The 24915-nt window shown below is 68.0% G+C and carries 34 protein-coding genes and 5 tRNA genes; 6 read left to right on the top strand and 33 right to left on the bottom strand.

Annotated elements, in window-relative coordinates:
• Positions 1-210 precede the first annotated feature (210 nt).
• On the top strand, positions 211-1131 hold the full coding sequence (locus ATI37_RS08280; RefSeq protein WP_117238566.1) for a nitroreductase family protein: 921 nt from the start codon (positions 211-213) through the stop codon (positions 1129-1131).
• Here the strand turns inward: ATI37_RS08280 and ATI37_RS08275 are convergent.
• Positions 1128-1904, bottom strand: coding sequence for a C40 family peptidase (locus ATI37_RS08275; RefSeq protein ID WP_117237938.1), 777 nt, complete (start codon positions 1902-1904; stop codon positions 1128-1130). The two genes, ATI37_RS08280 and ATI37_RS08275, sit on opposite strands and share 4 nt — an antisense overlap.
• Positions 1905-1975: 71 nt before the next feature.
• Here ATI37_RS08275 and ATI37_RS08270 point away from each other — a divergent pair.
• Positions 1976-2051: transfer RNA gene (locus ATI37_RS08270), tRNA-Trp, on the top strand.
• Between the two features lie 28 nt (positions 2052-2079).
• Complete coding sequence (locus ATI37_RS08265; protein ID WP_117237937.1) at positions 2080-2778, top strand: FAD-dependent oxidoreductase; 699 nt, start codon at positions 2080-2082, stop codon at positions 2776-2778.
• On the opposite strand, the gene mutY is transcribed toward ATI37_RS08265, so the two are convergent.
• From mutY to ATI37_RS08190, 15 genes are all read right to left on the bottom strand, one after another.
• The gene (mutY, locus tag ATI37_RS08260) at positions 2671-3672 is read right to left on the bottom strand and encodes an A/G-specific adenine glycosylase MutY (protein WP_117237936.1); all 1002 of its coding nucleotides are present in this window, start codon (positions 3670-3672) and stop codon (positions 2671-2673) included. The two genes, ATI37_RS08265 and mutY, sit on opposite strands and share 108 nt — an antisense overlap.
• Before the next feature lie 2 nt (positions 3673-3674).
• Positions 3675-4085 (bottom strand): CoA-binding protein, encoded by a 411-nt coding sequence (locus ATI37_RS08255; protein WP_117237935.1) that lies wholly within the window; start codon positions 4083-4085, stop codon positions 3675-3677.
• A 183-nt stretch (positions 4086-4268) separates the two neighbouring features.
• Positions 4269-5114: an NAD+ synthase gene (locus ATI37_RS08250; RefSeq protein ID WP_117237934.1), complete on the bottom strand. Its 846-nt coding sequence runs from the start codon at positions 5112-5114 to the stop codon at positions 4269-4271.
• Positions 5111-5995 (bottom strand): nitrilase-related carbon-nitrogen hydrolase, encoded by an 885-nt coding sequence (locus tag ATI37_RS08245; RefSeq protein ID WP_117237933.1) that lies wholly within the window; start codon positions 5993-5995, stop codon positions 5111-5113. The genes ATI37_RS08250 and ATI37_RS08245 overlap by 4 nt, the downstream gene beginning before the upstream one ends.
• Positions 5996-6025: 30 nt before the next feature.
• Positions 6026-7585 carry a 1,4-alpha-glucan branching protein gene (locus ATI37_RS08240; RefSeq protein WP_117237932.1) on the bottom strand — a complete coding sequence of 520 codons (1560 nt, stop codon included), beginning with the start codon at positions 7583-7585 and terminating at the stop codon, positions 6026-6028.
• Positions 7586-7589: 4 nt separating this feature from the next.
• Positions 7590-8399 carry a [LysW]-aminoadipate kinase gene (locus ATI37_RS08235; RefSeq protein WP_117237931.1) on the bottom strand — a complete coding sequence of 270 codons (810 nt, stop codon included), beginning with the start codon at positions 8397-8399 and terminating at the stop codon, positions 7590-7592.
• Positions 8396-8794, bottom strand: coding sequence for a type II toxin-antitoxin system VapC family toxin (locus ATI37_RS08230; protein WP_157969086.1), 399 nt, complete (start codon positions 8792-8794; stop codon positions 8396-8398). Before ATI37_RS08230 ends, ATI37_RS08235 begins: the two co-directional genes overlap by 4 nt.
• A gap of 328 nt (positions 8795-9122) precedes the next feature.
• Complete coding sequence (gene argC, locus ATI37_RS08225) at positions 9123-10160, bottom strand: N-acetyl-gamma-glutamyl-phosphate reductase (protein WP_117237929.1); 1038 nt, start codon at positions 10158-10160, stop codon at positions 9123-9125.
• Positions 10150-10521 (bottom strand): HEPN domain-containing protein, encoded by a 372-nt coding sequence (locus ATI37_RS08220; RefSeq protein ID WP_117237928.1) that lies wholly within the window; start codon positions 10519-10521, stop codon positions 10150-10152. The genes argC and ATI37_RS08220 overlap by 11 nt, the downstream gene beginning before the upstream one ends.
• Positions 10493-10828 carry a nucleotidyltransferase domain-containing protein gene (locus ATI37_RS08215; RefSeq protein ID WP_198665531.1) on the bottom strand — a complete coding sequence of 112 codons (336 nt, stop codon included), beginning with the start codon at positions 10826-10828 and terminating at the stop codon, positions 10493-10495. Before ATI37_RS08215 ends, ATI37_RS08220 begins: the two co-directional genes overlap by 29 nt.
• The gene (lysX, locus tag ATI37_RS08210; protein WP_117237927.1) at positions 10810-11652 is read right to left on the bottom strand and encodes a lysine biosynthesis protein LysX; all 843 of its coding nucleotides are present in this window, start codon (positions 11650-11652) and stop codon (positions 10810-10812) included. Before lysX ends, ATI37_RS08215 begins: the two co-directional genes overlap by 19 nt.
• Before the next feature lie 57 nt (positions 11653-11709).
• Positions 11710-11874 carry a lysine biosynthesis protein LysW gene (gene lysW / locus ATI37_RS08205; protein WP_117237926.1) on the bottom strand — a complete coding sequence of 55 codons (165 nt, stop codon included), beginning with the start codon at positions 11872-11874 and terminating at the stop codon, positions 11710-11712.
• Positions 11868-12185, bottom strand: a complete 318-nt coding sequence (locus ATI37_RS08200; RefSeq protein WP_117237925.1) for a paraquat-inducible protein A — start codon at positions 12183-12185, stop codon at positions 11868-11870. The genes lysW and ATI37_RS08200 overlap by 7 nt, the downstream gene beginning before the upstream one ends.
• A 9-nt stretch (positions 12186-12194) precedes the next feature.
• Positions 12195-12686, bottom strand: a complete 492-nt coding sequence (locus ATI37_RS08195; RefSeq protein WP_117237924.1) for a LeuD/DmdB family oxidoreductase small subunit — start codon at positions 12684-12686, stop codon at positions 12195-12197.
• Entirely contained in the window at positions 12679-13929 is a 1251-nt protein-coding gene (locus ATI37_RS08190; RefSeq protein WP_117237923.1) for a 3-isopropylmalate dehydratase large subunit, read from the bottom strand. Before ATI37_RS08190 ends, ATI37_RS08195 begins: the two co-directional genes overlap by 8 nt.
• Before the next feature lie 22 nt (positions 13930-13951).
• Between ATI37_RS08190 and ATI37_RS08185 the strand changes: the two genes are divergently transcribed.
• Both ATI37_RS08185 and ATI37_RS08180 read left to right on the top strand, forming a co-directional pair.
• On the top strand, positions 13952-14176 hold the full coding sequence (locus ATI37_RS08185; RefSeq protein WP_117237922.1) for a type II toxin-antitoxin system HicB family antitoxin: 225 nt from the start codon (positions 13952-13954) through the stop codon (positions 14174-14176).
• Positions 14166-14372 carry a type II toxin-antitoxin system HicA family toxin gene (locus ATI37_RS08180; RefSeq protein WP_117237921.1) on the top strand — a complete coding sequence of 69 codons (207 nt, stop codon included), beginning with the start codon at positions 14166-14168 and terminating at the stop codon, positions 14370-14372. Before ATI37_RS08185 ends, ATI37_RS08180 begins: the two co-directional genes overlap by 11 nt.
• Before the next feature lie 2 nt (positions 14373-14374).
• Here ATI37_RS08180 and lysS read toward each other — a convergent pair whose 3' ends face one another.
• The 17 genes from lysS to metF form a co-directional block, all read right to left on the bottom strand.
• Positions 14375-15505: a homocitrate synthase gene (gene lysS, locus ATI37_RS08175; RefSeq protein WP_117237920.1), complete on the bottom strand. Its 1131-nt coding sequence runs from the start codon at positions 15503-15505 to the stop codon at positions 14375-14377.
• A gap of 143 nt (positions 15506-15648) precedes the next feature.
• Positions 15649-16440: an isoprenyl transferase gene (locus ATI37_RS08170; RefSeq protein ID WP_117237919.1), complete on the bottom strand. Its 792-nt coding sequence runs from the start codon at positions 16438-16440 to the stop codon at positions 15649-15651.
• Between the two features lie 42 nt (positions 16441-16482).
• Positions 16483-17601 (bottom strand): acyl-CoA dehydrogenase family protein, encoded by a 1119-nt coding sequence (locus ATI37_RS08165; RefSeq protein ID WP_117237918.1) that lies wholly within the window; start codon positions 17599-17601, stop codon positions 16483-16485.
• Positions 17602-17643: 42 nt separating this feature from the next.
• Complete coding sequence (locus ATI37_RS08160) at positions 17644-18210, bottom strand: UbiX family flavin prenyltransferase (RefSeq protein WP_117237917.1); 567 nt, start codon at positions 18208-18210, stop codon at positions 17644-17646.
• A 59-nt stretch (positions 18211-18269) separates the two neighbouring features.
• Positions 18270-18647, bottom strand: coding sequence for a 50S ribosomal protein L7/L12 (gene rplL / locus ATI37_RS08155; protein WP_117237916.1), 378 nt, complete (start codon positions 18645-18647; stop codon positions 18270-18272).
• A gap of 10 nt (positions 18648-18657) precedes the next feature.
• Positions 18658-19179: a 50S ribosomal protein L10 gene (gene rplJ / locus ATI37_RS08150; RefSeq protein ID WP_117237915.1), complete on the bottom strand. Its 522-nt coding sequence runs from the start codon at positions 19177-19179 to the stop codon at positions 18658-18660.
• A gap of 209 nt (positions 19180-19388) precedes the next feature.
• On the bottom strand, positions 19389-20078 hold the full coding sequence (gene rplA / locus ATI37_RS08145) for a 50S ribosomal protein L1 (RefSeq protein WP_117237914.1): 690 nt from the start codon (positions 20076-20078) through the stop codon (positions 19389-19391).
• Entirely contained in the window at positions 20071-20514 is a 444-nt protein-coding gene (gene rplK, locus ATI37_RS08140; RefSeq protein ID WP_117237913.1) for a 50S ribosomal protein L11, read from the bottom strand. The genes rplA and rplK overlap by 8 nt, the downstream gene beginning before the upstream one ends.
• 43 nt (positions 20515-20557) lie before the next feature.
• A complete protein-coding gene (gene nusG, locus ATI37_RS08135; protein WP_117237912.1) occupies positions 20558-21112 on the bottom strand; it encodes a transcription termination/antitermination protein NusG in 555 nt (184 codons plus the stop codon).
• The gene (gene secE / locus ATI37_RS08130) at positions 21109-21291 is read right to left on the bottom strand and encodes a preprotein translocase subunit SecE (protein WP_117237911.1); all 183 of its coding nucleotides are present in this window, start codon (positions 21289-21291) and stop codon (positions 21109-21111) included. Before secE ends, nusG begins: the two co-directional genes overlap by 4 nt.
• On the bottom strand, positions 21291-21455 hold the full coding sequence (gene rpmG / locus ATI37_RS08125) for a 50S ribosomal protein L33 (RefSeq protein ID WP_117237910.1): 165 nt from the start codon (positions 21453-21455) through the stop codon (positions 21291-21293). Before rpmG ends, secE begins: the two co-directional genes overlap by 1 nt.
• A gap of 7 nt (positions 21456-21462) precedes the next feature.
• Positions 21463-22683 (bottom strand): elongation factor Tu, encoded by a 1221-nt coding sequence (gene tuf, locus ATI37_RS08120; RefSeq protein ID WP_117237545.1) that lies wholly within the window; start codon positions 22681-22683, stop codon positions 21463-21465.
• 60 nt (positions 22684-22743) lie between these two features.
• A tRNA-Thr gene (locus tag ATI37_RS08115) sits at positions 22744-22819 on the bottom strand.
• A 3-nt stretch (positions 22820-22822) separates the two neighbouring features.
• Positions 22823-22898: transfer RNA gene (locus ATI37_RS08110), tRNA-Gly, on the bottom strand.
• A 4-nt stretch (positions 22899-22902) separates the two neighbouring features.
• A tRNA-Tyr gene (locus ATI37_RS08105) sits at positions 22903-22988 on the bottom strand.
• A 10-nt stretch (positions 22989-22998) separates the two neighbouring features.
• Positions 22999-23074, bottom strand: a tRNA-Thr gene (locus tag ATI37_RS08100).
• Between the two features lie 278 nt (positions 23075-23352).
• On the bottom strand, positions 23353-24267 hold the full coding sequence (metF, locus tag ATI37_RS08095) for a methylenetetrahydrofolate reductase [NAD(P)H] (protein WP_117237909.1): 915 nt from the start codon (positions 24265-24267) through the stop codon (positions 23353-23355).
• Between the two features lie 56 nt (positions 24268-24323).
• On the opposite strand from metF, the gene ATI37_RS08090 reads away from it, so the two are divergent.
• Positions 24324-24914 carry a nicotinamidase gene (locus tag ATI37_RS08090; RefSeq protein ID WP_117237908.1) on the top strand — a complete coding sequence of 197 codons (591 nt, stop codon included), beginning with the start codon at positions 24324-24326 and terminating at the stop codon, positions 24912-24914.
• The last annotated feature ends 1 nt before the right edge of the window (position 24915 follow it).

The following is a 24915-nucleotide window of genomic DNA, read 5'->3' as shown; positions in this document are numbered from 1 at the left end:
CTGGGACCTCCTCGCGGTCTCCCCTGCCTTCCGGGGCATGGACCACCCGAGCAGGCTCCGCTCTTGTACCGGCTCCTCCCCCTAAGGGCGCGGCCTCCAGGGCCTCCACTCCCGGGGGTAGAAGGATCGGGGGAGGCCGGCCGCGAGGGCGCGGTCCTTTTGGGGGAAGGATCCACAACGGCCCTGACCCGGAGGGGTATCCTTTGGGGGATGGACCTCCTTCAGATCCTTTCGCAAAGGCGGAGCGTGCGCCGCTACAAACCCATCCCCATCCCCGAGGAGGACCTGGACCGCCTCCTCCTCGCCCTCCAGCGGGCCCCCACGGACGCCAGCGCCCAGCTCTACAGCGCCCTCAGGGTCAAGGACCGGGACCTGCGGGAGGCCATAGCCCGGCTTTCCGGGGACCAGGAGCACGTGCGGCAGGCGGCGGAGTTCTTCCTCTTCCTAGCCGATGTCCACCGCCTGGAGAGGCTCCTCGCCCACCGGAGGGAGAGGATGGCCTCCTGGCCCAAGGCCGCCCTCCACTTCGCCGTCCTGGACGCAGGGCTGGCGGCAGCCTACCTGGCCCTCACCGCCGAGGCCATGGGCTACGGCATATGCTTCATCGGGGGGGTGCTGAACGAGCCCGAGGCGCTCCTAGACCTCCTCCGCCTGCCCCCTGGGGTCTTCCCCGTGGTGGGCCTCACCCTGGGGGTTCCGGACGAGGAGGGCCCGCCAAGGCCCAGGCTTCCCCGGCACCTGGTGGTGCACGAGGACGCCTACCGCTCCTACGGGGAGGAGGACCTCGAGGCCGCCTACCGGGCCATGGCCCCCTACAGCCGCTCGGGGGACTGGGGAAGGGTCTTGAGGCGCTACTTCGCCCAGGGCGGCACCATGGAGGCGCGGGAGGCCCCCTACGGCCGGGCCCTGGCCCGTCAGGGCTTTGACCCCGACCTGCCCCCGGGAAGCCCCTTCTACTCCCTGGGGGGCCTCCTGGAGGCCGCCTTGGCCGAGGCCCGGGGGGTCCTCTTCCGCCCCGGGGAAGCCTGGCTGGAGCGGGAGGCCGAGGCCTTCCGGGGAGAGGGGAGGCCGGGGGAGGCCCTCTTAGAGGCCCTGCGGAAGGCCCGGGGGGAGGTCCCGGGCTGGCCCTAGGGTCCCTTGGCCTCCTGGACGGGCCGCCTTGCCCCCCGGTAGGTCCTCCGGTAGAAGGGGGCCTCGAGGCTCTCTATGACCACCCGGCTCCCGTAGCTACTGGCGTGGGCGAAGACCCCCCGGCCCAGGTAGAGGCCCACGTGGTCCACCTCCCGCCCCCCGAAGCTGAAGAAGACCAGGTCCCCGGGGCGCAAGGCCTCCGCCACCGGCAGGGCCTGGTACTGCTCCCGGGTGGTGCGGGGCAGGGCCACGCCCAGCTCGGCGTAGACCTGGGCCACGAAGGCGGAGCAGTCCAGGGAAAGGGGGGAGTTGGCCCCATACTTGTAGGGCACCCCGAGGTAGCGGAGGACGGCCCTCAGGAGGGGGCTTTCCGGGTCAAGGTCCCCTTCCGCAGGCTGGGCCTGGGGCCCTGGGGAGGGGGCTTCCCTCGAGGCCTCCTCCTGGGGAAGCCTCAAGGCCTGCCCCGCCTTGAGATCCGGGGAGGTGAGGCCGTTCAGGCGCATGAGCTCCTCCACCGTGGTCCCATAGCGGCGGGCGATGGAAAAAAGGGTGTCCCCCGGGGCCACCCGGTGGACCCGATCCCCCGAGGGGAGCCTCAGCACCTGGCCCACCTGGATGAGGAAGCTCTCCAGGCCGTTCAGGCGCATGAGCTCCTCCACCGTGGTCCCATAGCGGCGGGCGATGGAAAAAAGGGTGTCCCCGGGGGCCACGGTGTGGGTGGGCTGGGCCAGGGCCCAAGCTAGGAGAGAAACCATAGCCCAGGCTAGCCGCATGGGGGCATTTTATACCCCCTGAGGGCCCCCTTGGCCGAAGGGCCCGGGTGTGCTAGAATCCTCGGAGGCGGGGGCCGTTAGCTCAACTGGCAGAGCACCGGTCTCCAAAACCGGGGGTTGGAGGTTCGAGTCCTTCACGGCCCGCCACGTGGCCCCGTAAGGGGGCTTTTTCCTTATGGACGGGTACCAGGTCCTGGTGGTGGGGGCGGGCTTTGCGGGCAGCGAGGCCGCCTACCGCCTGGCTTCTGAAGGAGTGCGGGTGGGCCTCCTCACCCAGAGCCTGGACTCGGTGATGATGCCCTTCCTCCTTCCAAGGCCCCCCTTCCCTCCAGGAAGCCTCCTGGAAAGGGCCTATGGCCCCGAGGACCCAAGGGTCTGGGCCTTCCACGCCCGGGCCAAATACCTCTTGGAAGGGGAAGGGAACCTCCACCTCTTCCAGGCCACGGCCGCGGGGCTCCTCCTAGAGGGGGACCGGGCGGTGGGGGTGAGGACCTGGGAGGGCCCCCCGGTGCGGGCGGAAAGGGTGGTCCTGGCCGTGGGAAGCTTCCTTGGGGCCAGGCTCAAAATCGGGGAGGTGGAGGAGGAGGCGGGGCGGCTTTCCGAGGCCAGCTACCCCGAGCTCTTTGAGGACCTTCTGGCCCTGGGCTTCCGCTTCCAAAAGCGGGAGGGGGTGGTACCGGAAACCCCCACCACCCCGGGGTACCGGGTGCACTACCACGCCTTCCACCCCGAGGAGTGGGAGGAGGCCACCTTCCGCCTGAGGAGGCTAGCGGGGCTTTACGCCGTGGGGCTTTGCGTGCGGGAAGGGGACTACGCCCTCATGAGCCAAGAGGGCCTCCGCCTGGCGGAGCACCTTCTCCACGAGCTTGGGTAGGGGCCTGGCCTCGGGGTCCTCCCCTTCCCCGTCCCAGGGGGCGCCGTGGACCTCCACCAGGAGCCTCCTATGGGTGAGGGCATGGCGCACCTCCCCTAGGAAGCGGGGGGCCACGCCGAAGGCCTTTGCCCTTTCCGGAAGCTCCTCCACGGGGAAGAGGGGAACGCCATAGAGGCCTTGGAAGCGCCCCTTTAGGCGCTCCAGATAAACCCCCTTCCGCCCCAAGAGGACCAGGGCGCAAAGGCGCTCCTCCTTGGCCTTCCGCCTCCTGGGAAGGGGGTAGCGCCCCGGGGCCCCCTTCCCCTTGCAGGCCAACGCCACGGGGCAGGTCCCGCAGAGGGGCCCTTTGGGCAGGCAGACCGTGGCCCCCAGCTCCATGAGGGCCTGGTTCCACTCCCCGGGGTGGACCCCTTGGGGCAGAAGGCCCTGGGCCAGCTCCCGGAGGGCCTTGGGAGGGGGGTTTTCCAGGGCGAAGAGGCGGGAGAGGACCCGGCGCACGTTCCCGTCCACTGCCGCCACCCGCTCGCCAAAGGCCATGGAGGCCACCGCGGCCGCGGTGTAGGGGCCAAGGCCGGGAAGCCTGAGGAGCTCAGCGAAGCTTTGGGGCAGGGCCTCCACCTCCTGGGCCAGGCGGTGGAGGTGGAGCGCCCTCCGGTAGTAGCCTGCCCCCTGCCAGACCCTTAGCACCTCCTCCAGGGAGGCCCCCCGCAGGGCCTTTAGCGTGGGGAAGCGCTCGAGGAAGCGCCGGTAGTAGGGGATGGCCTGCTGGACCCGGGTCTGCTGCAGGAGGACCTCGGCCACCAGGACCCGGTAGGGGTCCTCCTCCCCCCGCCAGGGAAGGGGCCTGTGGTCTTCCCGGTACCAGCGGAGGAGGGACTCCTGCCAGGGCTCCACGGCTAAACCCCGAAGAGCCTCCTGTGCTCCACCATGAGGCAGCGGTCCGCTACCACGGGGATGCCCGCCTCCCGAAGCCGTTCCTCAAACCCCGGGTGGCGGATCCCCGACTGGAGCCAGACCAGGCGGGGCCTTAGGGTGAGGACCTCCTCGAGGTGGCCCATGAGGGCCGAAGGCGAGCGGAAGACGTCCAGGATATCCACGGGCTCCCCAAGCTCCAGGAGGCCCGCCACCACCCTCTCCCCGAAAAGCTCCTCCCCGGCGAAGCGGGGGTTCACGGGCAGGATGCGGTAGCCCCTCTCCCAGAGGTAGCGGGGCACGTAGTGGGCCGCGCGGCCTGGGTCCTTGTGGGCCCCAAGGACGGCTATGGTGCGGGCCCGGGCCAAGAAGCCCTTGAGTTCTGGACCCTTCACCCCATCCTCCTCCCTAGAAACGGAGAGAGGCCGCCAGGGGCAAGGCCGTTGGGCCCAACCCCAGGGGTAGAAGGCGCGCCGCAAGGAAGGCGAGGAGCCCCAGTCCCAGAAGGAGCCAGACCGCCCAGCCGAGCCTCGGGCGAAGGGGCCCAGGGGATCGCCCAGACCTGCGGGCCACGGCCTCTACCCCCTATAGTCCACGGGCCTCAGGTAGAACTCCCCGATGGCCGTGGAGGAGAGGAGGGCCACCGTGGGCAGGGCCCGCTTCCAGTGGGTCCGGTTCACCCCCTCCTTGACCCTTCGGATCTCCCCCTCGGTGAAGCCCAGGCCCAGCAGGTAGGCATCGGAATACCCCTTGAGGTAGTGCTCCAGGATGACGTCCGCCCTCAGGTAGGCCACCCCGAGATCGGCCTCGTCCGTCTGGCCGGGGATGAGGTCCGCCGTGGGGGGCTTCGCCGCCACCGCCTCGGGCACCCCCAGGAAACGGGCCAGGGCCCAGACCTGGGTCTTGTAGAGGTCCCCCAAGGGGTTCACCGGGGGGGTGTCGTCCCCGTGCCAGGTGAAGTAGCCGAAGAGCCTCTCGGTCTTGTTGCCCGTCCCCAAGGGGAGGGCCCCGTAGGCCTGGGACTTGTCAAAGAGGACCATCATCCGCACCCGGGCCATGACGTTCCCCTTGCGGTGGGGGGTGAGGTCGGGGGTGAGGGCGGCGTAGGCCTCCACCATGGGGGTGATGTCCACCTCCTCGAGGCCCACCCCGAAGGTTTCGGCCACCAGGTAGGCGTGGGTTCGGGAGAGGGGGCTGGAGTCCCGGTGGGGCAGGAAGAGGGCGTGGACCCTCTCCCGCCCCAGGGCCCGCACCGCCAGGGCCAGGGTGGTGGCGGAGTCCACCCCGCCGGAAACGGCCACAAGGGCCTTCTCGTACCCCCGCCAGGAGAGCTCCTCCCGGATGAAGCGGGCGAGGAAGTCCGCCACCAGGGGCCAGCGGAGTTCCAGGCTCTCCGGAAGGCTTTGGACTTCTATGAGCCTCATCGCGCCTCCTTCACCCCCTTACGCGCCACCCGCTCCAGGTCGGGGAGGAGGAGGGGAAGGGTGGCCTCGAGGTCGGAAAGCAGGGGGCTATCGTAGCGCACCGGGGGGATGCGCTCCCGGTCCAGCCTGAAGAGGAGGGCCGCCTCCTCAAAGAGGGGGGCCTCGGCCAGGATCCGGCCCTCGGGGCCCGCCACCAGGCTCCCCCCGCTCATCCCCTTCCCCCCCTCAAAGCCCACCAGGCTGGCCAGGACCACGAAAAGCCCGTGCTCCGCCGCCACCGCCCGGGCCAGGGTGCGCCAGCGCTCCACGTTCTCCGGGCGGTCGCCCTGGAAACCCCGGGCCGGGCTCGCCGCGGGCACGTAGATCACCTCCGCCCCGTCCAGGGCGGCGATGGCCGCGGCGAGGGAGTGCCAGAAGTCCTCGCAGATGAGGATGGCCACCCGGCCGAAGCGGGTCCCGAAGGCCTCTATGCGGCTCCCCCGGGCCAGGTAGCGCTCCTCGTCAAAGACGCCGTAGGTGGGGAGGAAGACCTTCCGGTGCACGTGGACGATGCGGTGGGGAAGCTCCAGGTAAGCGGCGCTGTTGTAGTAGGCTCCTCCGTCCCGCTCGTAAAAGCCCACCACCAGGTCCAAGGGCCCCTCCCAGGCCAGCTCCCGGTAAAGACCGGAGAGGAGTTCCAAAAGCTCGTGCTGGGTCAGGGCCAGCTCCCTAACCCCCCCTTGGAGGAAGTAGCCTGTGAGGGCGGCCTCGGGGAGGACCACCACCTCGGGGGCGTAGGGGCGGAGGGCCTCGAGGTGGGCCCGAAGGCGGCGGAGGCTTTCCCTGGGCCGGGACTTTTCCGGCCGAAACTGCAAGAGGGCGTGCCACACCACCTTACCCATCCTACCCCCTTGGGCTTGGGGGAAAGGGGGCTAGGGCACTTCCAGGTAGAGCCGGGGATCGGCCTCGGGGAAGGGGTTGTCCCGCTCCTCTAAAGCCCTGAGCTCCTCCTCGGAGACCCCCTTGAGGAGGCGGAAGAAGGCCCCGGCGTGCTCCTCATACCGCTCCCGGGCGTACGCTTCCGCCTGGCCGGTGTCTATGAGGAAGGGCCAGTCCGAGGCCTCGAGGAGGAGGAGCTCCCGCATGGCCTGGCGCAGGAGGCGGCGGGAGAGGTTGCCCCGCCGTACCTCCTCCCGCATGGCGCCCTCCGCCTGGTAGACCTTCTGCCAGTAGTCCAGGGTCTTCTCGTTGAGCCAGACCCGGTGGTCCCCGCCTCGGCCCCAGGAACCCTCAGGTAGGCTAGCCCGCACCGCCTTCCCCTGGACCGCCTCCTTGGCGGTCACCGCCCGCACCCCCGGGGTGCGGGCGAGGAGGCGCAGGACCTCCTCCAACCAGGCCACCCCCTCGTACCACCAGTGGCCGAAGAGCTCGGCATCGTAGGGGGAGAGGATGACCCCATCGGGATGCTCCCCCGCCAAGCGGGCCAAGAGCCCCACGAAGTGGGCGGCGTGCTCCTTGGTCTTGGCGAAGGCCGCCTCGGGGTCGTAGGGGGCCTTGGCGGAAAGGTCCGCCTGGCGGTGGGTGACCCGCCAGTGGTGCAACCCAGAAAGGGGGTCCTTGCGGTGGAACTCCCGGTAAAGCCCCTCCCCAGGGTAGCCGTGGTCCGCGCTCCACACCTGGAGGGTGGTCTCCTGGTTGCGGGGGAGGACCCTGAGGCCCGACTCCAGCTCGTGGACGTAGTAGGTGGCCTCGCCGCTCTCCACCCCTTCCAAGGAGGCTTCCCCATAGGGGGTAAGGGCCCTGCTCCCCTGGACCAGGTGGGCGTCCAGGAAGGTGTAGCGGACCCCTGCCCGCATGAGGAGCTCGTCCACCCCCGCCCTAAGCCCCTCCGGGGGGCCTGCCACCGGGGGCTTCCAGTATCCCTTGGGCCGGTAGGCCATCTCGGGAAGCCAAAAGCCCGTGGGGTCCTTGGCGAAGTGGCGGCGGTAGGTGGCCACTCCGGTCTTCACCTGGGCCCAAAGGGCCTCATCGTAGCCCAGGAGGGGGGAGTAGCCGTGGGTAGCGTTGGAGGCGATGAGCTCCAACTGCCCACGGTCCTGGGCCCTGCGGAAGGCCTGGAGGGTGTCCCCACCCAGTTGGTGGAAGTGGTCCAGAGTGAGTTCCCAAAAGGCCACCTGGTGGCGGGCGCTCCCCTCCAGCTCGGTGCCCCCGTAGCGCAGGTAGTCGCTCTGGGCCCGCTCAAGGCGGTCCTTGGCGTAGGCCTGGAAGCCCGCCTTTACCCTAGGATCGCTCAGCTGCTCCGCCAGAATGGGGGTGATGCCCAGGGTGAACCGGGACTCCACCCCCTCCTGCCAGAGCCGCTCCAGGGACCTGAGGAGGGGTAGGTAGGTCTCGGCCATGGCCTCGTAGAGGGTCTCCTCTCCAAAGGGCCACAGGCCGTGGGCCCGCACGTAGGGCAGGTGGGCGTGGAGGACCAGGGCGAATCGCACCATGGACCTAGCGTACCACGGTGCCCTCCCCGGCAAGGGCCCGCCTGATGGGACCCCCCACCCGCCCATCGGCGAAGACCACCCGCTTCACCCCGCCCCTCACCGCCTCCACCGCCCCCATGACCTTCCGCTTCATCCGCCCCTGGGCCAGGGCCAGGTACTCGGGGTCCTCCACCCTTTCCACGGGGATCTCCCGCACCAAGGAGGCCTCGTCGGGGTAGCGGGCGAGGAGGCCGGGGACGTTGGAGAGGTAGACCAGGGCCTCCGCCCCGTAGACCGTGGCGAGGAGGGCCGCCACCTGGTCCCCATCGGTGTTGATGGCCTCCCCCTCGTAGCTTAAGGCGGGGGGGGTGAGGACGGGGAGGTAGCCATGGGCCAGGAGGAGGTCCAAAAGGGCCCGGTTCACCTCCTCCACGGTGCCCGTGTAGTCCCCGCGGTGGATCTTGACCTTGCCCTCCTCCACGTACTTCACCGCGGCCTTGCGGCGGCCCAGGAGGAGCCTTCCGTCTAGGCCGGAAAGCCCCAGGGCGTTTACCCCTTCCTTCTGGAGAAGCTCCACCAGGCGCTTGTTCACCAGGCCGGCGTAGACCATGGTGAAGATCTCCAGGGTCCTGCGGTCCGTGAGGCGGCTCACCTGGCCCCCGGGGTGGGTGAGGAACCGGGGGGGGTGGCCCAGGGCCTCGGCCACCCGGTTGGTCTCCGCGCTCCCCCCGTGCACCAGAAGGAGCCTTTCCCCCTCCTTCCACAAGGAGGCCGCGTCCCTGGCCACGGCCTCGTAGTTGATGCCCTCCGCGCCACCTACCTTGACCACAATCATGGCAACAACTCCAAGTAGCCCAGTCCCCTGGGCCTAAAACGGCTGAAGTCCCTCCCGTTCGGGGTTAGAACCTTCCCTATCCTGTGCTTCTCCGCCAGGGCCACGATGCTGGCCTCCCCAAAGCCCACCCCCGGGCAGGCGTCCATGACCTCGAGGGCCCGGGGGAGGTCCTCCGCTAGAAAGGGAAGGTACAGGCCTTCCCCCTGGGCCAGGCCCTCCAGAAAGCCCCTGACCACCTTTTCCCCCAGCCGATGCCGGGCCAGATGGTCCACCTCGGGCAGGATGGTGCCGGGAACCAAAAGCCGCCCCTCCAAGGCGCCCTTGGCCGCCTCGTGAAGGGGGTGGGCCCGGTCCAGAAGGACCAGGACCCCGCTGGTGTCCAGAAGCAGGCTCAAGCCCCCTCCCGGGCCAGAAGCTCCGCCAGAGCCTCCTCGTCCCAGTCTATATAGCTGGGATCCTGGCTAAGTGCCCGCACTTTGGTTCGCAACATGGGGGGCCCGAGCCGGGGCTTGGGGAAGGCTTTTGGGGGGCCCCCACCGCGGCTTTCGCCGCGGTGGGGTACTTAGCCCCGAGGCCCACCCAGGCGGGAACCTGGCCCTGGGCCTCTTCCTGAGGGCCTCCCGCACCAGCTCGGCCTTGGGGCGCCCCTTCTTCCGGGCCACGGGTGAGCCCCGGGTTCGCCTCCTTCGGGGGGTAAAGAGCGGCCCGGCGCACACGTATATGCTAGGGGTGCAGGCCGGGGAAGTCCAGGCCCAGGGTCTCGGGAAGGCCCAGGCGGATGTTCAGGGCCTGGAGGGCGTGGCCCGCGGTGCCCTTCACCAGGTTGTCTATGGCGGTCATGACCACCAGCCTCCCCGTGTCCTCCTCCAGCTCAAAGCCGATGTCGGCGTAGTTGGTGCCCTGGACGAACCGGGGGTCGGGGTAGCGGTGGACCCCCTTCTTCTGCTTGACCAGGCGGACGAAGGGCTCAGAGCCATAGGCCTCCCGGTAGGCCTGCCACACGTCCCTTTCGCTCCAGCCGTCCTGGAGGAAGGTCTGGGCGGTCATGAGGATGCCCCGCACCCGGTCGGTGGCGATGGCGGTGAGGTGGACCTCGGGCCTGCCGGGGAGGTTCTCCACCACCTCCGCGGTGTGGCGGTGGCCCGTGGGCTTGTAGACCCGGATAGACCCCGCCCGCTCGGGGTGGTGGCTAGCCGGGCTCGGCTCCGCCCCCGCCGCCGAGGTGGAGATGAGGAGGGTGACGAAGATGGGGGAGGGCTTTAGCACACCCCCCTTGAGGAGGGGGTAAAGCCCCAGGAGGATGGCCGTGGCGTTGCACCCCGCCCCCGCCATCCAGTCCGCCGTCCTCAGCCTCTCCCGGTAGAGCTCGGGCACGGCGTAGGCGAAGCGGCCCAGAAGCTCCGGCCTGGGGTGCTCGCCATAGTACTTGCGGTAAAGCCCGGGGTCCTTGAGGCGGAAGTCCGCGGAGAGGTCCACCAGGATGGGAGCGAGGGAGGCGTAGCGGTCAAACTCCCGGGCCAAGACCCCATGGGGCAGGGCCAGGACCAGGATGTCCGCGGGCTCCAGCCCCTCGGGCGGGATGAACTTGAGGTTCGTGCGTCCTCGGAGGTTGGGGTGGGCGAAGGGGACGGGCTCCCCGGCGAAGCGCCTCGAGGTCACCTGCTTCACCTCCAGGTGGGGGTGGGCAAGGGCCAGACGCAAAAACTCCCCCCCGGCGTACCCCGAGGCCCCCACGATGGAGAGGGTTTTCTTACCGGTCATGGAGCCACCCCCTAAGCTCCTCCACCAGGGCTTGGGCCAGGGAAAGGGCTTCCTGGGCCTCTTCCGGCCGAACTTCCAGGTCAGGGTAGCGGGCCTGGACGCCAAAGCGGGTCAGAAAGTCCAGATGGTCGGGGTTCAAAGATGCCTTCACCCTATCCTCCACCTCTTCCCAAAGGTAGGCCAGGTCGTGGGTGCGGGGCGGAAGGAGGCCAAGCTCTACCCAGACGGCCTTCAGCGCCTTTTCCACCGCCTGTTGCGCCAGAAAGGCCAGGACATCGGGGTGGCGGGAGGCTTCCAGGGAGAAGGCCGCGTCCAGGTCCTCGAGGGCCCGACTAAGCCACCTTTCCGCTTCCCCGCGCATAGAGGCACCGCCCTTCCCGGAAAATCTCCCGAAGAAGAAGGCTCCCCTCCTCGAGCCTCTGCTCCACGAGGGCACGGGGGTAGACCAAGAGGTCTAGGGGAAAGCCCCGCCCCCTCAGGACCCTGTACCCCCGGAGGGTAAGCTCCTTGGGATCCCCTTCGTAGGGCACCACCACCAGGAGGTCCACGTCCGAGTCCGGCCCGGCCTCCCCCCGGGCCCAAGAGCCGAAGAGCCAGACCTCCTCGGGCGCCAAGGCCGCCACCAACCGCTCCACCGCTTCCCGCAAGGTCATGAGGCCAAACTCCACGCGTACTTCAGAATTTCTCCCGGGATGTCCACCCCCGTGGTGTGCACGGAGTTCTTGAACTCCATGGTGTGGTTCACCTCGTTCACCAGGAGGCCCCTTTCCGACTCAAAGAGGTCTATGGCCACCACCCCACCCCCCACCGCCTCTGCGGCCCGCACCGAGAGCTCGGCGATCTCGGGGGTGAGGGGGCAGTTTTCCGCCTGCCCGCCCCGGGCGGTGTTGGTGATCCAGTGCTGGCTCCTCCGGTAGATGGCGGCGATGGCCCTATCCCCCACCACGAAGACCCGGATGTCCCGGCCAGGCTTCCGCACGTACTCCTGGACGTAAAGGAGCTGGTGCTGGAACCCCCCCAGGACCTCCTTGTGCTCCAGGATGGCCTCCGCCGCCTCCCGGTCGGTGATCTTGGCGAGGAGGCGCCCCCAGCTCCCGATCACCGGCTTCAGGACCACGGGGTAGCCCCAGGCCTCCATGAGCTTCAGGGCCTCCTCGGCCTCGGTGAGGAGGGCCGTCTTGGGCTGGGGCAGGCCCGCCCGTTCCAGGGCTACACTGGTGGCCCATTTGTCCCCGCAGGTCTCCATGACCTCGGGCCGGTTCACCACGGGGATGCCCAAGGCGGTGAGGTAGCGGGCCACGGCCAGGCCGCGGCTTTGGCTCACGCACCGCTCCAGGGCCACAGTCACCCCGTCAAGGTCCTCGGGCCTCTCCCCTAAGACCATGGGCAGCCCTGGGGCGTAGACCTTCCTAAGGGGGATGCCCAGGGCCTCGGCCCGTTCAAAGAGCATCTTTTCGTCGGGGCGGATGCGGTCGTAAAGGATGGCCAACATGGCGGTCTAGGGGTAGGGCCGGAACACGCCCGGCCCGGGCTCCATGGGAGGGCAGGCCTACTCCCCCCAGTCCTCGGCCTCCTCGGGGGCGGGCTCCAGGCGCAGGGGGTCCAGGGAGACCACCTCCAGCTCCGCCCCGCACTCCTCGCAGACCAAAAGCTCGCCTAGCTCCGGGTTTTCCAACCCAAGCTCCGCACCGCACTCCGGGCAAGTGGCTACCATTCCTCGTCCTCCTCCTCTACTTCGCTCCAGTCGGGCAGGAAGCGAAAGCCGCACTCGGGGCACTCCACCTCCTCCCCCGCCTCCTCCTCGGAAACCTCCAGGGTGTAGCCGCATCGGGGGCAGTCCACAAAGAAGCCCTCCAGGCCACCCTCCGCCACCGCTAGCTCCAGAGGATCCACGGAGACCACCTCCAGGAAGGCCCCGCAGGCCTCGCACTCCAAGGCGTCCCCCGCCTCGAGGGTCTCCAGATCCTCGGCCGGCACCACGCTGGCCTCGCCGCACACCGGACAGGTGATCTCCAGGTCCTCCATGCCTAGAGTCTACTCCCCTGGGAAGCGCCCGTGCTTCTTGTAGTAGTCCAGAAGGGAGCCCTCCTTCAGGGCCTCCAGGAGAAAGGGGGGCGGGGGCCTGAGCCGGAAGGCCCTTTCCCCCTTGACCAGAACCCCCCCCTCTAGGTCCAGCTCCACCTCATCCCCATCCTCTAGCGCATCTACCACCTCCTCTGACTCAAAAGGAACGATGCCCAGGTTTACCAGGTTGCGGAAGAAGATGCGGGCGTAGCTCTTGGCGATGATGGCCCGGATACCAAGCCGCTTCAGGGCCTCGGGGGCGTACTCCCGGCTAGAGCCAAGCCCGGCGTTTCGCCCGAAGACCAGGAGGTCCCCGGGCCGCACCTCCTGGGCGAACCCAGGCCGCAGGTGGGCGAAGGCGTAGAGGTGGAACCGGTCCTCCCCCACCATGAAGGGGGCGTACTTGCCGGGGAGGATGTCGTCGGTGTTGACCTGATCGCCGAACTTGAAGACCCTAGGCATGGGCTTCCTCCAGCTCCTCCGGCGTGGTGAGGTACCCGGCCACGGCGCTGGCCGCGGCCACCCTGGGGCTTGCCAGGTAGATCTCCGCGTCCGGGGCCCCCATGCGCCCGCGGAAGTTGCGGTTGGAGGTGGAGACGCACACCTCCCCCGGGGCCAGGACCCCCATGTGCCGCCCCATGCAGGGGCCACACCCCGGGGTGCCGAGGGTGGCCCCGGCCTCGAGGAGGGTGAGGAGGGTGCCGTCCCTGGCGGCCTCCTCCAGGACCTGGGAGCTTGCGGGGACCACCAAAAGCCGCACCCAGGGGGCCACCCTCCTCCCCCTAAGCACCTCCGCCGCCGCCCTCATGTCCTCAATGCGCCCGTTGGTGCAGGTGCCGATGAAGACCTGGTCCACCCGCTTCCCCTTGACCTGGGCCACCTCGTGGACGTTGTCCACGAAAAAGGGCACGGAGACCCTGGGGGTGAGGGAAGAGAGGTCTATCTCCACCACCTCCTGGTAGCGGGCATCGGGGTCGGGGTAGAGCCACTCGGGGACCTGGTACATCTCCAGGATCTCCCCGCTAGGCACCACGAGCCCCGCCTTGGCCCCCGCCTCCACGGTGAGGTTGGCGAGGGTCATGCGCTCGCCCCGCGTAAGGGCTTCCGCCCCGTCCAGGAGGTGGATCTCCACCGCCATGTAGGTGGCCCCCTCCGCCGTGAGAAGGCGGACCATCTCCAAGGCGGCGTCCTTGGCCGTGACCCCCTTAGGCAGCCTCCCCCGGAAGACCACCTTAACGCTCTCGGGCACCCTCAGCCAGGTGCGGCCCGAGGCGGCGGCCAGGGCGATGTCCGTGGCCCCCATCCCCGTGCCGAAGGCCGCCACCGCCCCGTAGGTGGTGGAGTGGCTGTCCGAGCCCACCACCACCCAGCCCGGCCTCGCCAGGCCCTCCTCCACGAGGACCTGGTGGCACACCCCCCTTCCCACATCAAAGACCCGGATGCCGTGCTTGTGCCCCCACTCCCTTATCTCCTTCTGGGCCTTGGCCACCTCGAGGTTGGCCGCGGGGGCCACGTGGTCAATGACGATGGAGATCCTTTCCGGGTAGCGGGGGGTGGCCCCCAGGTACTCCAGGCGCTTGAAGAAGCTCCCGGCGATGGAGTCCACCACCATCACCTGGTCCACCTCCACCACCACAAGCTCCCCTGCCTCCACCCGCCTTCCCGCCTTGTGGGAGAGGATCTTTTCCGCTAAGGTCTGTCCCATGTGCGCCTCCTATACTGAGGGTATGCCCAAGTACACGGTCCTCATCTACCCGGACCCGGAAACTCCAGGGGTTTGGGTCGCCGAGTTCCCCGCGGTGCCGCAAGCCCACTCCTTCGGCCAAAGCCCTGAGGAGGCCCTAGCCCGGGCCAAAGAGGCCCTGGAACTGGTTCTAGCCTTCCTGAAGGCCGAAGGAAAACCGCTTCCCCAGGACGTGAAAACAGCAGAGGTGAGCGTGGATGCCGCCTAGGCCGGAGGAGGTGGCCCGAAAGCTCCGCCGCCTCGGGTTCGTGGAACGCATGGCCAAGGGTGGGCATAGGCTTTACGCGCACCCGGACGGCCGCATCGTGGTGGTGCCCTTCCACAGCGGAGAGCTTCCCAAGGGCACCTTCAAACGGATCCTCCGCGATGCAGGCCTCACCGAGGAAGAGTTCCGCAAGCTCTAGCCTCATGCCATGATCCACTCCCTCAGGATGCGGTCCAGCTCCTCGAGGGTGAGCTGCCCCTGGTCCGCCAGGGCCTTGATGTGCTGGGTGACCCGGTGGAGCTCCTCCTCCCCGTAGTGGAGGCCGAGCTCCTGGGCCCTGGCCTTGATGGCGTGGCGGCCCGTGAGCCTGGAGGCGATGATGAGCTTCCGCCGGACCCCGAAGACCTCAGGGGGGTAGGGCTCGTAGGACTCGGGGTTCAGGTAGATGGCCTTGAGGTGCATCCCCGCCTTGTGGCTGAAGGCCGTCTCCCCGGTGATGTAGTTGTTGAAGGGGATCTCCACCCCCACCATCCTGGCAACCATCCGGTCCAGCTCGGGGAGCATCTCCAGCCTGTACTTCCTGCGGACGTACTCGGGCTGGAGGGTGTACATCCGGGCCAGGAAGCCCCCTAGGGGAGTGATGCCGTTCCGCTCCCCGATCCCCAGGATCGTGGTGTCCACGTGGGTGGCCCCAGCCTCAATGGCCTCAAAGGCGTTGGCGATGGCGCACCCGGTGTCGTTGTGGCCGTGGAACTCTATGTCCACCCCTGGCCCCACCACCCGCCGCACCTCCCGCACCAGGGTGTAGACCTGCCGGGGGGTGGCGATGCCCACGGTGTCCGCCAGGCCCACCCGGTCCACGTAAGGGGCGATGGCCCGGTAGACGGCGAGGAGGTCTCCCTCATCGGAGCGGAAGGTGTCCTCGGCGGAGAAGCGCACCTCCACGTGGGGGGCCTTCTCCCGGATGTAGCCGATCACCTCCCGGGCCTCCTCAATGATCCGGGGGATGTCCCGCCCGTGGGCCGCCCGCAGGTACCTGCTGGTGCCGAAGAGGAGGTCAATCCCCTGGACCCCCGTCTCCACCGCCACCCGGGCCGCGTCCAGACGGGTCTGGATGTGGGTCACCACCTTGGCCTTGAGGCCTAAGGAGGCCAAGACCTCCGCATCCTTGCGGGACTGGGGGGAGGCCATGGGGGTGGTGACCTCAATGTACTCGATCCCGAACTCGTCCAGGGCCTTGGCGATCTCTATCTTGTCCTGGATGGAGAAGTTGGCCCTTTCAAACTGCTCGCCCTCCCTCAAGGTGGAGTCTATGATCTTCCACTCCCGCATGCGCCCCTCCCCAAAAGAAAACCGGCCCGCACTCGGGCCGGGGGATGAGGAGCCCTTAGAGGGCTACCCTAACCCCCGGCGGCCGAGTTTTTTCTCGCGGGCCAGCATTCTGGGGGTAAGGATATACGAAAGCCCCCCTTTTGTCAACGCCCAAACCGCCTCTCCCGGGCCTGGTAGCTCCTCAGGGCGCGGAGGAAGTCTATCTTGCGGAACTCGGGCCAGAGGACATCGGCGAAGTAGAACTCGGAGTAGGCGGACTGCCAGAGGAGGAAGCCAGAAAGCCTGATCTCCCCCGAGGTGCGGATGATGAAGTCGGGGTCCGGCAGGCCTGCGGTGTAGAGCCTCCTGCCGATCTCCTCTCCGGTGAGGGCCTGGGCCACCTCCTTGGGGGAGAGGCCCCTTTCCTCCGCCTCCAGAAGGAGCCGCTTCACCGCATCCACGATCTCCTCCCGCCCCCCGTAGCCCATGGCGATGTTGAGGACCATGCCCTGGTGGTGCCGGGTCTTGGCCTCGAGGCGCTCCATGGCCCAAAGCACCTTCTCGGAAAACCCCTCCCGCCTGCCGATGAAGCGCACCTGGACCTGGTGCTCCAGGATGCGGTGGTCCTCCGCCATCCTCTCCGCCTCCCGCACGAAGAGGCCCATGAGGGCCTCCACCTCCTCGGGAGAGCGTCGGAAGTTCTCCGTGGAGAAGACCCAAACGGTGACTGTCCTGATGCCCAGCTCCAGGCACCACTCCAAGACCTCGTAGGCCTTGTGCACCCCAAACTCGTGGCCCTTGGCGGGGGGAAGGCCCAAGGCCCGGGCAAAGCGGCGGTTTCCGTCCAGGATAAGGCCCAGGTGCCGGGGCATGGGGCCCCTCTTCACCTCCTTCAAAAGGCGCCTTTCGTAAAGCCAGTAGAGGGGGCGGGAGAGGCCAAGGAGGCGGCGGAGCATACCCTTTCCACCCTAATCCCCGGGTGGGGGAAAGGGAAGGGGCTAGCGGTAGAGCTCCCGGGCGATGATGAGGCGCTGGATCTCCGAGGTCCCCTCGTAGATCTCCACCACCTTGGCGTCCCGGTAGTAGCGCTCCACCCGGTAGTCCCGGTGGTAGCCGTACCCCCCCAGGACCTGGACCGCCTCCCGGGTGACCTCCACGGCCACCTGGCTGGCGAAGAGCTTGGCGGCGCTGGCCTCGAGGGTGAACCGCTCCCCCCGGTCCTTCTTCTCCGCCGCCTTCAGGGTGAGGGCCCGGGCCGCCTCTATCTTCACGTGCATGTCGGCGATCTTGAAGGCGATGGCCTGGTGCTCCCTAAGCTTCTTGCCGAACTGCTCCCGTTGGTCGGCGTAGGCCTTGGCGATCTCGTAAGCCCCCCGGGCGATGCCCACCGCCTGGGCGGCCACGCCGAGGCGCCCTGAGTCCAGGCCCGCCAGGGCGTAGGCCAGCCCCCGCCCCTCCTCCCCCAGGAGGTTCGCCTCGGGGACGAAGACCTCCTCCAGGCGCACCTCGGCGGTGTGGGCGGCGTGCAGGCCCATCTTCTCCTCCGGCCGGCCAAAGGAGAGCCCCGGGGTGCCCCTCTCCACCAAGAAGGCGCTGATGCCCTTCTCGGTGCGGGCCAGGACCACGTAGAGGTGGGCCTGCCCGGCGGAGGTGATCCAGCTCTTCACCCCGCTCAGGACGAACCCCCCGGGCACCCGCCTGGCCTCGGTGCGGAGGCTTTTGGCATCGGAGCCCGCATGGGGCTCCGTGAGGCAGAAGGCCCCGATCCACTCCCCCCGGGCCAGGGGCACCAGGTAGCGCCTTTTTTGCTCCTCGGTGCCAAAGCGGAGGAGCATGTACTGGGGAAGGCCCGAGGTAACGGAGAGGATCACGGCCACGCTGGGGTCATGGGCGGCGATCTCCTCCAGGGCCAACACCCAGGTCACGGAGTCCAGCCCGGCGCCCCCCCAGCTCTCGGGCGTGGTCATGCCCAAGAAGCCCAGCTCCCCTAGGGCCCTGAGCTGGGGCCAGGGGTACTGGCCCGTGCGGTCGTACTCCGGGGCCAGGGGGTGGAGGATCTCCTTGGCCACCTGGCGCACCGTGTCCAGGACCAGCTTCTGCTCTTGGGTGAGCGTCATCGGCCCCATGGTATCACCGCAAGGCGGCGAAAAAGCGTCATGCTACTCCGGTTCGCCCCACCTCGGGGCCCGGTGGGCGGGAAGGCCCAGGTGGTCCAGGATGCGCTGGGTGATGAAGCCCAAGAGGTCGGCGATCGCCTTGGGCCGGTGGTAAAACCCGGGGCTTGCGGGAAGGACCAGGGCCCCCGCCTCCGCCGCCTGGACCATGGCCCTTAGGGTGGAGAGGGGCAAGGGGGTCTCCCGGGGCACCAGGATGAGGGGCCGCCTCTCCTTCAGGTGCACGTAGGCGGCCCGGGTGAGGAGGGTGTCCGCCAGGCCGTGGGCCACCTTGGCCAGGGTGGTGGCGGAGCAGGGGACCACCACCATCCCCCGGGTGGGGAAGGAGCCGGAGGCGATGGGGGCCCCCAGGTCGCCGTCCTTGTAGACCCTCGCCGCTAGGGGATAAAGGTCCTTGGGGCTTAAGCCCATCTCCTCAAAGAGGACCCGCTTGGCCCCTTGGGAGAGGACCAGGTGCACCTCGGCCAGGCCCGAAAGGGCCTCCAAGAGGTCCAGGGCGTAGGGCATGCCGCTGGCCCCGGAAAGCCCCACCACCACGCGGGGAAGCTCCATGCCCCCACTATAAGAAAACCCCGGGGCCCAGGCCCCGGGGGGCACCCCGTGGTGCGGCCTTACTTCAGCTCCACCACCGCGCCCACGGCCTCCAGCTTCTTCTTGATCTCCTCGGCCTCGGCCTTGGGGATGCCCTCCTTGATGGGGCCGCCCTTCTCCGCCAGGTCCTTGGCCTCCTTGAGGCCGAGCCCGGTGATGGCCCGAAGCTCCTTGATGACCTCCAGCTTCTTGGCCCCGGCCTCCTTGAGGACCACGTCAAACTCGGTCTTCTCCTCCACGGGGGCCGCCGCCTGGGCCTGGGCGGGAGCAGCGGCCACGGCCACAGGAGCCGCGGCGGTCACGCCCCAAGCCTCCTTGAGGACGTCGATGAGCTGCTTGAGTTCCAAGACCGTCGCCTGGGAAAGCTCTTCCTTGATGCGCTCGATGTCCAAAGCCATCTCCTACCTCCTAAGCCGCCTTCTTCTCCGCGTACGCCTCGAGGATCCCTACCAGCTCGCGGCCCAAGCCCCCCAAAACGCCCACAAGCTCGGCCATGGGGGCCTGGAGCACGCCCACGAGCTCCGCCCGGAGCTCGTCCATGGTGGGGAGCTCCGCCAGGGCCAAGAGGTCCTTGGCCGAGAGGGGCTGGCCCTGCAAAAGCCCACCCTTGACCTGGGGAATGCCCTTGGGGTTCTTCCTGGAGAACTCCTGGAGGGCCTTGGCCGCGGCCACCGGGTCGCCGTAGAAGACCACAGCGCTAGGCCCGGAAAGGCCGTCCAGCTCCGGCAGGCCCAGCTCCTTCAGGGCGATGCGGATCAGGGTGTTCTTGGCCACGAAGAGCCTGGCCCCCTTCTCCTTCAGGGCCTGGCGCAGGGCGTGGGTCTCCTTGGCGGATAGCCCCTGGTAGTTCACCAGGAAGAAGGAGCCATGGGCCCGCTCAAGGTTCTCCTTGAGGGCGGCGAGAAGGGCGATGTTGCGCTTGCTTGGCACGCCTTCCTCCCTTTTGGGGCAGGGGAACCCCGACCGATTTCCTTGGGATCTTTGCGAAACGCTCCCCCTCAAGCGCCTCGGCGGGATGTTTAAGGCCTAAGCCCCCCGCTGTCTTGGGCCTGGGCGCCATGCGCCCGGGGTGCCATAGAGGAGTGTACGAAGGAAAAGGCCCGGAGTCAAGAAGACGCCGGGCCCAAAACCCCCTCGTCTCAGGACTGGGGGTTGATGCGGATGCTGGGCCCCATGGTGCTGGTCACGTAGACGGAGCGCAGGAAGGTGCCCTTGGCCGCCTCCGGCTTGCTGGCCTCGAGGGCCCGGATAAAGGCCCGGATGTTGTCAGCGAGCTTCTCAGGGGGGAAGCTCGCCTTGCCCACGGGGGCGTGGATGGCCCCGGTCTTGTCGTTGCGGAACTCGATCCGCCCCGCCTTGATCTCCTTGATGATCTCCCCGATGTTGAAGCCCACGGTCCCCGCCTTGGGGTTGGGAAGGAGGCCCCGGGGGCCCAGGATGCGGCCCAGCTTGGAACCCACGGCCCCCATCACGTCGGGGGTGGCCACCACGGCATCAAAGTCCATCCAGCCGTCCAGGATCTTCTGGATGACCTCCTCGCCCCCCGCGTAGTCGGCCCCGGCCTCCTCCGCCTCCTTGATCTTCTCCCCCTTGGCGATGGCCAGGACCCGCACCTGCTTGCCCAGGCCGTGGGGGAGGGAGACGGTGCCCCGGACGTTCTGGTCGGACTTGCGGGGGTCAATGCCCAGCTTGGCGTGGACCTCCACCGTCTCGTCAAACTTGGCGGTGGCGAGCTCCTTCACGAGGGCCGCAGCCTCGTCTATAGGGTAGACCCTGTTGGGGTCCACCTTCTCCAGGAGGGCCCGGTAGCGCTTGCCGTGCTTAGGCATCCCTCACCTCCGGCATCCCCACCACCTCCACCCCCATGGAGCGGGCCGAACCTGCGATCATCCGGGCGGCGGCCTCGAGTTCGGTGGTATTCATGTCGGGCAGCTTCTGCTTGGCGATCTCCAACACCTGCTCCCAGGTGATCCGCCCCGCCTTCTCCCGGCCGGCCTTGTGGGCCCCCTTCTCCAGCCCCGCGGCCTTGCGGATGAGGTAGCTGGCGGGCGGGGTCTTGGTGACGAAGGTGAAGGAGCGGTCGGCGTAAACCGTGATCTCCACGGGGACGATGGCGTCCCCCATGCCCGCCGTGGCGGCGTTGAAGGCCTTGACGAACTCCATGATGTTGGCCCCGTGCTGGCCCAAGGCGGGCCCCACCGGGGGCGCGGGCGTGGCCTTGCCCGCGGGAAGCTGTAGCTTGACTACGGCAACGACTTTCTTCATTTTTCCCTCCTAGGCTCCCCCCAAGTTGGGGGTGCAAGCGCCCTTAGGCCCTAACCACCTGGGAAAAGTCCAGCTCCACAGGGGTCTCCCGCCCGAAGATGGCGACCATGACCTTGACCTTGCCCTTCTCGGGGTTAATCTCGGTCACGGTGCCGGTGAAATCGGCGAAGGGGCCGGAGACGACCCTCACCTGGTCTCCCTCCCGGAAGGCCACCTGGGCCTTGGGGGCCTCCTTCTTGCCCAGGAGGCCGGAAACCTGGAGGATGTGCCGCACCTCGTCCGGGGAAAGGGGCACCGGCCGGTGGCCCGCCCCCACAAAGCCGGTGATGCCGGGGGTACCCCGGACCACCTCCCAGGCCTCATTGGGCTCCTCCTCATCCCCCAGGTCCATCTGGACGAAGAGGTACCCGGGAAAGAGCTTGCGCTTGAGGATCTCCTTCTTCCCCCCCTCGCGCACCTCCACCACCTCTTCCGTAGGGATGAGGACCTGGTAGATCTTATCCCCCATGCCGAAGGCCTTCACCCGCTTCTCCAGGTTGGCCTTGGCCTTCTCCTCCTGCCCCACGTAGGTGTGGACCGCGTACCATTCGATGCTCATCGCAAGAGCCCTACCAGGAAGCGGAAGACCAGGTCGTAAAACCCCAGGATGACCATGGCCACCAGGGTGAAGATCAGAATGGCCCGGGTCCCCTCAATAACCTGCTCCCGCGTGGGCCAGGTGACCCGAGCGAGCTCGGCCCGGGCCTCCTGGAAGTAGCGGACGATCCGGGCGAACATCAGACCTTCACTTCCCGGTGCGCCGTGTGCCTATCGCACCAGGGGCAGTACTTCCTGAGTTCCAGCTTGGAGGTGGTGTTGCGCTTGTTCTTCTCGGTGGCGTAGTTGCGGCGCTTGCACTCCGTACACTCCAAGAGGATCTTGATGCGGACCTCGCTGGCCATGCCCCCCTCACTCCAGGATCTTGGTGACCACACCGGCCCCCACGGTCCGCCCACCCTCCCGGATGGCAAACCGCAACCCCTCCTCCAACGCCACCGGCTTGATCAACTCCACCCTGAACGTCACATTGTCCCCAGGCATCACCATCTCCACCCCCTGGGGCAGCTCCACCACCCCCGTCACATCCGTCGTCCGAAAGTAAAACTGCGGCCGGTACCCCGTGAAAAACCCCGTGTGCCGGCCCCCCTCCTCCTTCCGCAACACGTACACCGAAGCCTCAAACCTCGTGTGCGGCGTAATGCTCCCAGGCTTCGCCAACACCTGCCCCCGCTCCACCTCCTCCCGACCTACCCCGCGCAGGAGAACCCCCACATTGTCCCCAGCTAAACCCTCCTGCAACGTCTTCCGGTGCATCTCCACACCCGTCACCACCGTCCGCCGCGTCTCCGAAGCCAACCCCACAATCTCCACCTCGTCCCCAACCTTCACCTTCCCCCGCTCAATCCGGCCCGTGGCCACCGTCCCACGACCCGTGATCGTAAACACATCCTCCACCGGCATCAAAAAGGGCTTGTCCACATCCCGCACCGGCGTGGGAATGTACTCGTCCACCGCATCCAACAACTCCCAAATCCGGTCCACCCACTCGTTCTCCCCACGCCGCGTCTTCGGGTTCCGGTGCATCTCCTCAAGCGCCAAAAGGGCACTCCCGCGAATCACCGGCACCTCGTCCCCAGGAAACTCGTACTGGTTCAGGAGGTCCCGCACCTCCATCTCCACCAGGTCCAAAAGCTCCGGGTCGTCCACCATGTCCACCTTGTTCATGAACACCACAATGTACGGCACCCCCACCTGCCGCGCCAAAAGAATGTGCTCCCGCGTCTGCGGCATCGGCCCATCCGCCGCCGACACCACCAAAATCGCCCCGTCCATCTGGGCCGCCCCCGTGATCATGTTCTTGATGTAGTCCGCGTGCCCAGGGCAGTCCACGTGGGAATAGTGCCGCTTCGCCGTCTCGTACTCCACATGCGCCGTGTTGATCGTAATCCCCCGCGCCCGCTCCTCCGGCGCCTTGTCAATGTCCCCGTAGTCCCTCACCTCCACATTCGGGTTCTCCGCCGCGGCCACAAACGTCAAGGCCGCCGTCAACGTCGTCTTCCCGTGGTCCACGTGCCCAATCGTCCCCACGTTCACGTGAGGCTTCGTCCGAATAAACTCGCCCTTGGCCATGGTTCCTCCTTGCACGCAAAGGCCGCCCTGGGCCTTTCCCACCCAGGGCAGTCAAAAAGATGGAGCTCGCGGCCGGGCTCGAACCGGCGACCTCACCCTTACCAAGGGTGTGCTCTACCTGCTGAGCTACGCGAGCTCGTGGAGCGGGAGACGGGACTCGAACCCGCGACCCTCGGCTTGGGAAGCCGATGCTCTACCAACTGAGCTACTCCCGCGCGGTGGTGGGCAGGGCTGGATTCGAACCAGCGTAGGCATGCGCCAACGGTTTTACAGACCGTCCCCTTTGGCCGCTCGGGCACCTGCCCCCGCACCCTTTGGAGCCACCCAGGGGAGTTGAACCCCCAACCCCCCGATTACAAGTCGGGTGCTCTGCCGGTTGAGCTAGGGTGGCAGGACCGGGGATGGAACCCTGTCCGAGGGATTAGGCTAACACAAGAGGGGGCAAGTGTCAAGATAAGGGCATGCGCATCGTACCTTTTGGCATGGCTTGGGAGACGACGGTAAGCCGCCAACCCCTCTAAGCGGAGAGGCGGCGGGCACTTTAGGGCTGCGGCGTCTTTCGGGGAAAGGGGTAGGCCCAGAACCACCCCCGGTTGGAGGGACAGCCACGGTGTGGTCCTGGCCCACAGGGGGAGGGGAGGCCCTTAGCCTCGGGAAACCCACCGGCCCTTAGGGGGCAAGGGTTGAGCCTGGGAACACGGGGAGAAGAGGCTCCGGCCTAAAGCCTAGCCTTTCCAGGACCATCCGGGTGGCGGGGCTCTTGTTGAGGGTGTAGAAGTGGACCCCCTCCACCCCTGCCTCCAGGAGTTCGGCCACCTGGCGGGTAGCGTGCTCCACCCCGATCTCCAGGACAGCCCTGGGGTCATCCTGGTAGCGCTCCAGCTGGGAGAGGAGGGGCCCCGGGATGCTGGCCCCGCAGACCTCGGTGAAGCGGCGGAGCTGCTGGTAGTTGGTGATGGGCATGATCCCAGGGAGGATGGGGATCCCCACGCCCACCCGCCGGGCCCGCTCCAGAAAGCCGAAGTAGTGGGCGTTGTTGAAGAAGAGCTGGGTGATGGCGAAGTCCAGCCCCGCCTCCACCTTGGCCTGGAAGTGGCGGAGGTCGGCCTCGAGGCTCACGCTTTCCGGGTGCCCCTCGGGGTAGGCGGCCCCCCCCACGGAGAGGCTTTCCCCGTAGCGCTCCCGGATGAAGGCCACAAGCTCCAGGGCGTAGCGGAAGCCCTCAGGATGGGGGTGGAAGACCCTCTCCCCCTTTGGCGGATCCCCCCTCAGGGCCAGGATGTTCTCCACCCCCACCCCCAAGAGGCGCTCCAGGACCGAGGCCACCTCCTCTCGGCTCTGCCCAGCCACGGTGAGGTGGGCCAGAGGGGTGAGGCTAAGCTCCCCTATGCGGGCCGCCCAGGCCACGCTCCTTTCCCGGGTGCTCCCCATGGCCCCGTAGGTGATGGAAACGAAGGCGGGGCGGAAGGCCTTAAGCTCGGCCATAGTGCGGAAGAGGGCCTCCTCCCCTTCCTCCGTCTTCGGGGGGAAGAACTCAAAGGAGAAGTGGGGGCCTTTCTCCCGGAGGAGGTCCCGTATTTTCATGCGCCAAAGTGTAGCCCGCCAGGCTCCCGAGGTCAAGGATGAACCATAATAAGGCTATGGTAGAGGTTCCCGAGATCCCCAAGGTGGAAGCCCTGGAGCTTCCCGCCAAGGAGACCGCCCTGATCGTGGTGGACATGCAGAACGACTTCGCCCACCCCGAAGGGGCCCTCTTCGTGCCCGAGGCCCCCAAGACCGTCCCCGCCATCAAAGGCCTTCTGGAAAGGGCCCGCCAGGCGGGGGTGCGGGTGGTCTTCACCCAGGACTGGCACCGGGAGGATGACCCGGAGTTCCAGATCTGGCCCCGGCACGCCGTGGCGGGCACCTGGGGGGCGGAGATCCTGGAGGAGCTTAGGCCTAGGCCCGAGGAGCTCGTCATCCAGAAGGTGCGCTACGACACCTTCTACGGCACCCCCCTGGACCACTACCTGCACCTCTTTGGGGTGAGGCGGGTGGTGGTGGTGGGCACCGTGGCCAACATCTGCGTCCTCCACACCGCCGGCTCGGCCGCCTTGCGCTGGTACGGGGTAGTCCTGCCCGAGGACGGGGTGAGCGCCCTCACCCCCTTTGACCTCCAGGCTACCTTGCGCCAGGTCACCTTCCTCTACCAGGGCCAGGTGACCCGGGCGGAAGGGGTGCGGTTCACCTGAG

Source organism: Thermus sediminis, assembly GCF_003426945.1.
Classification (GTDB): Bacteria; Deinococcota; Deinococci; order Deinococcales; family Thermaceae; genus Thermus; species Thermus sediminis.
Note: the sequence above shows the minus strand (reverse complement) of the source record. Positions and strands in the feature narration are given on the sequence as shown.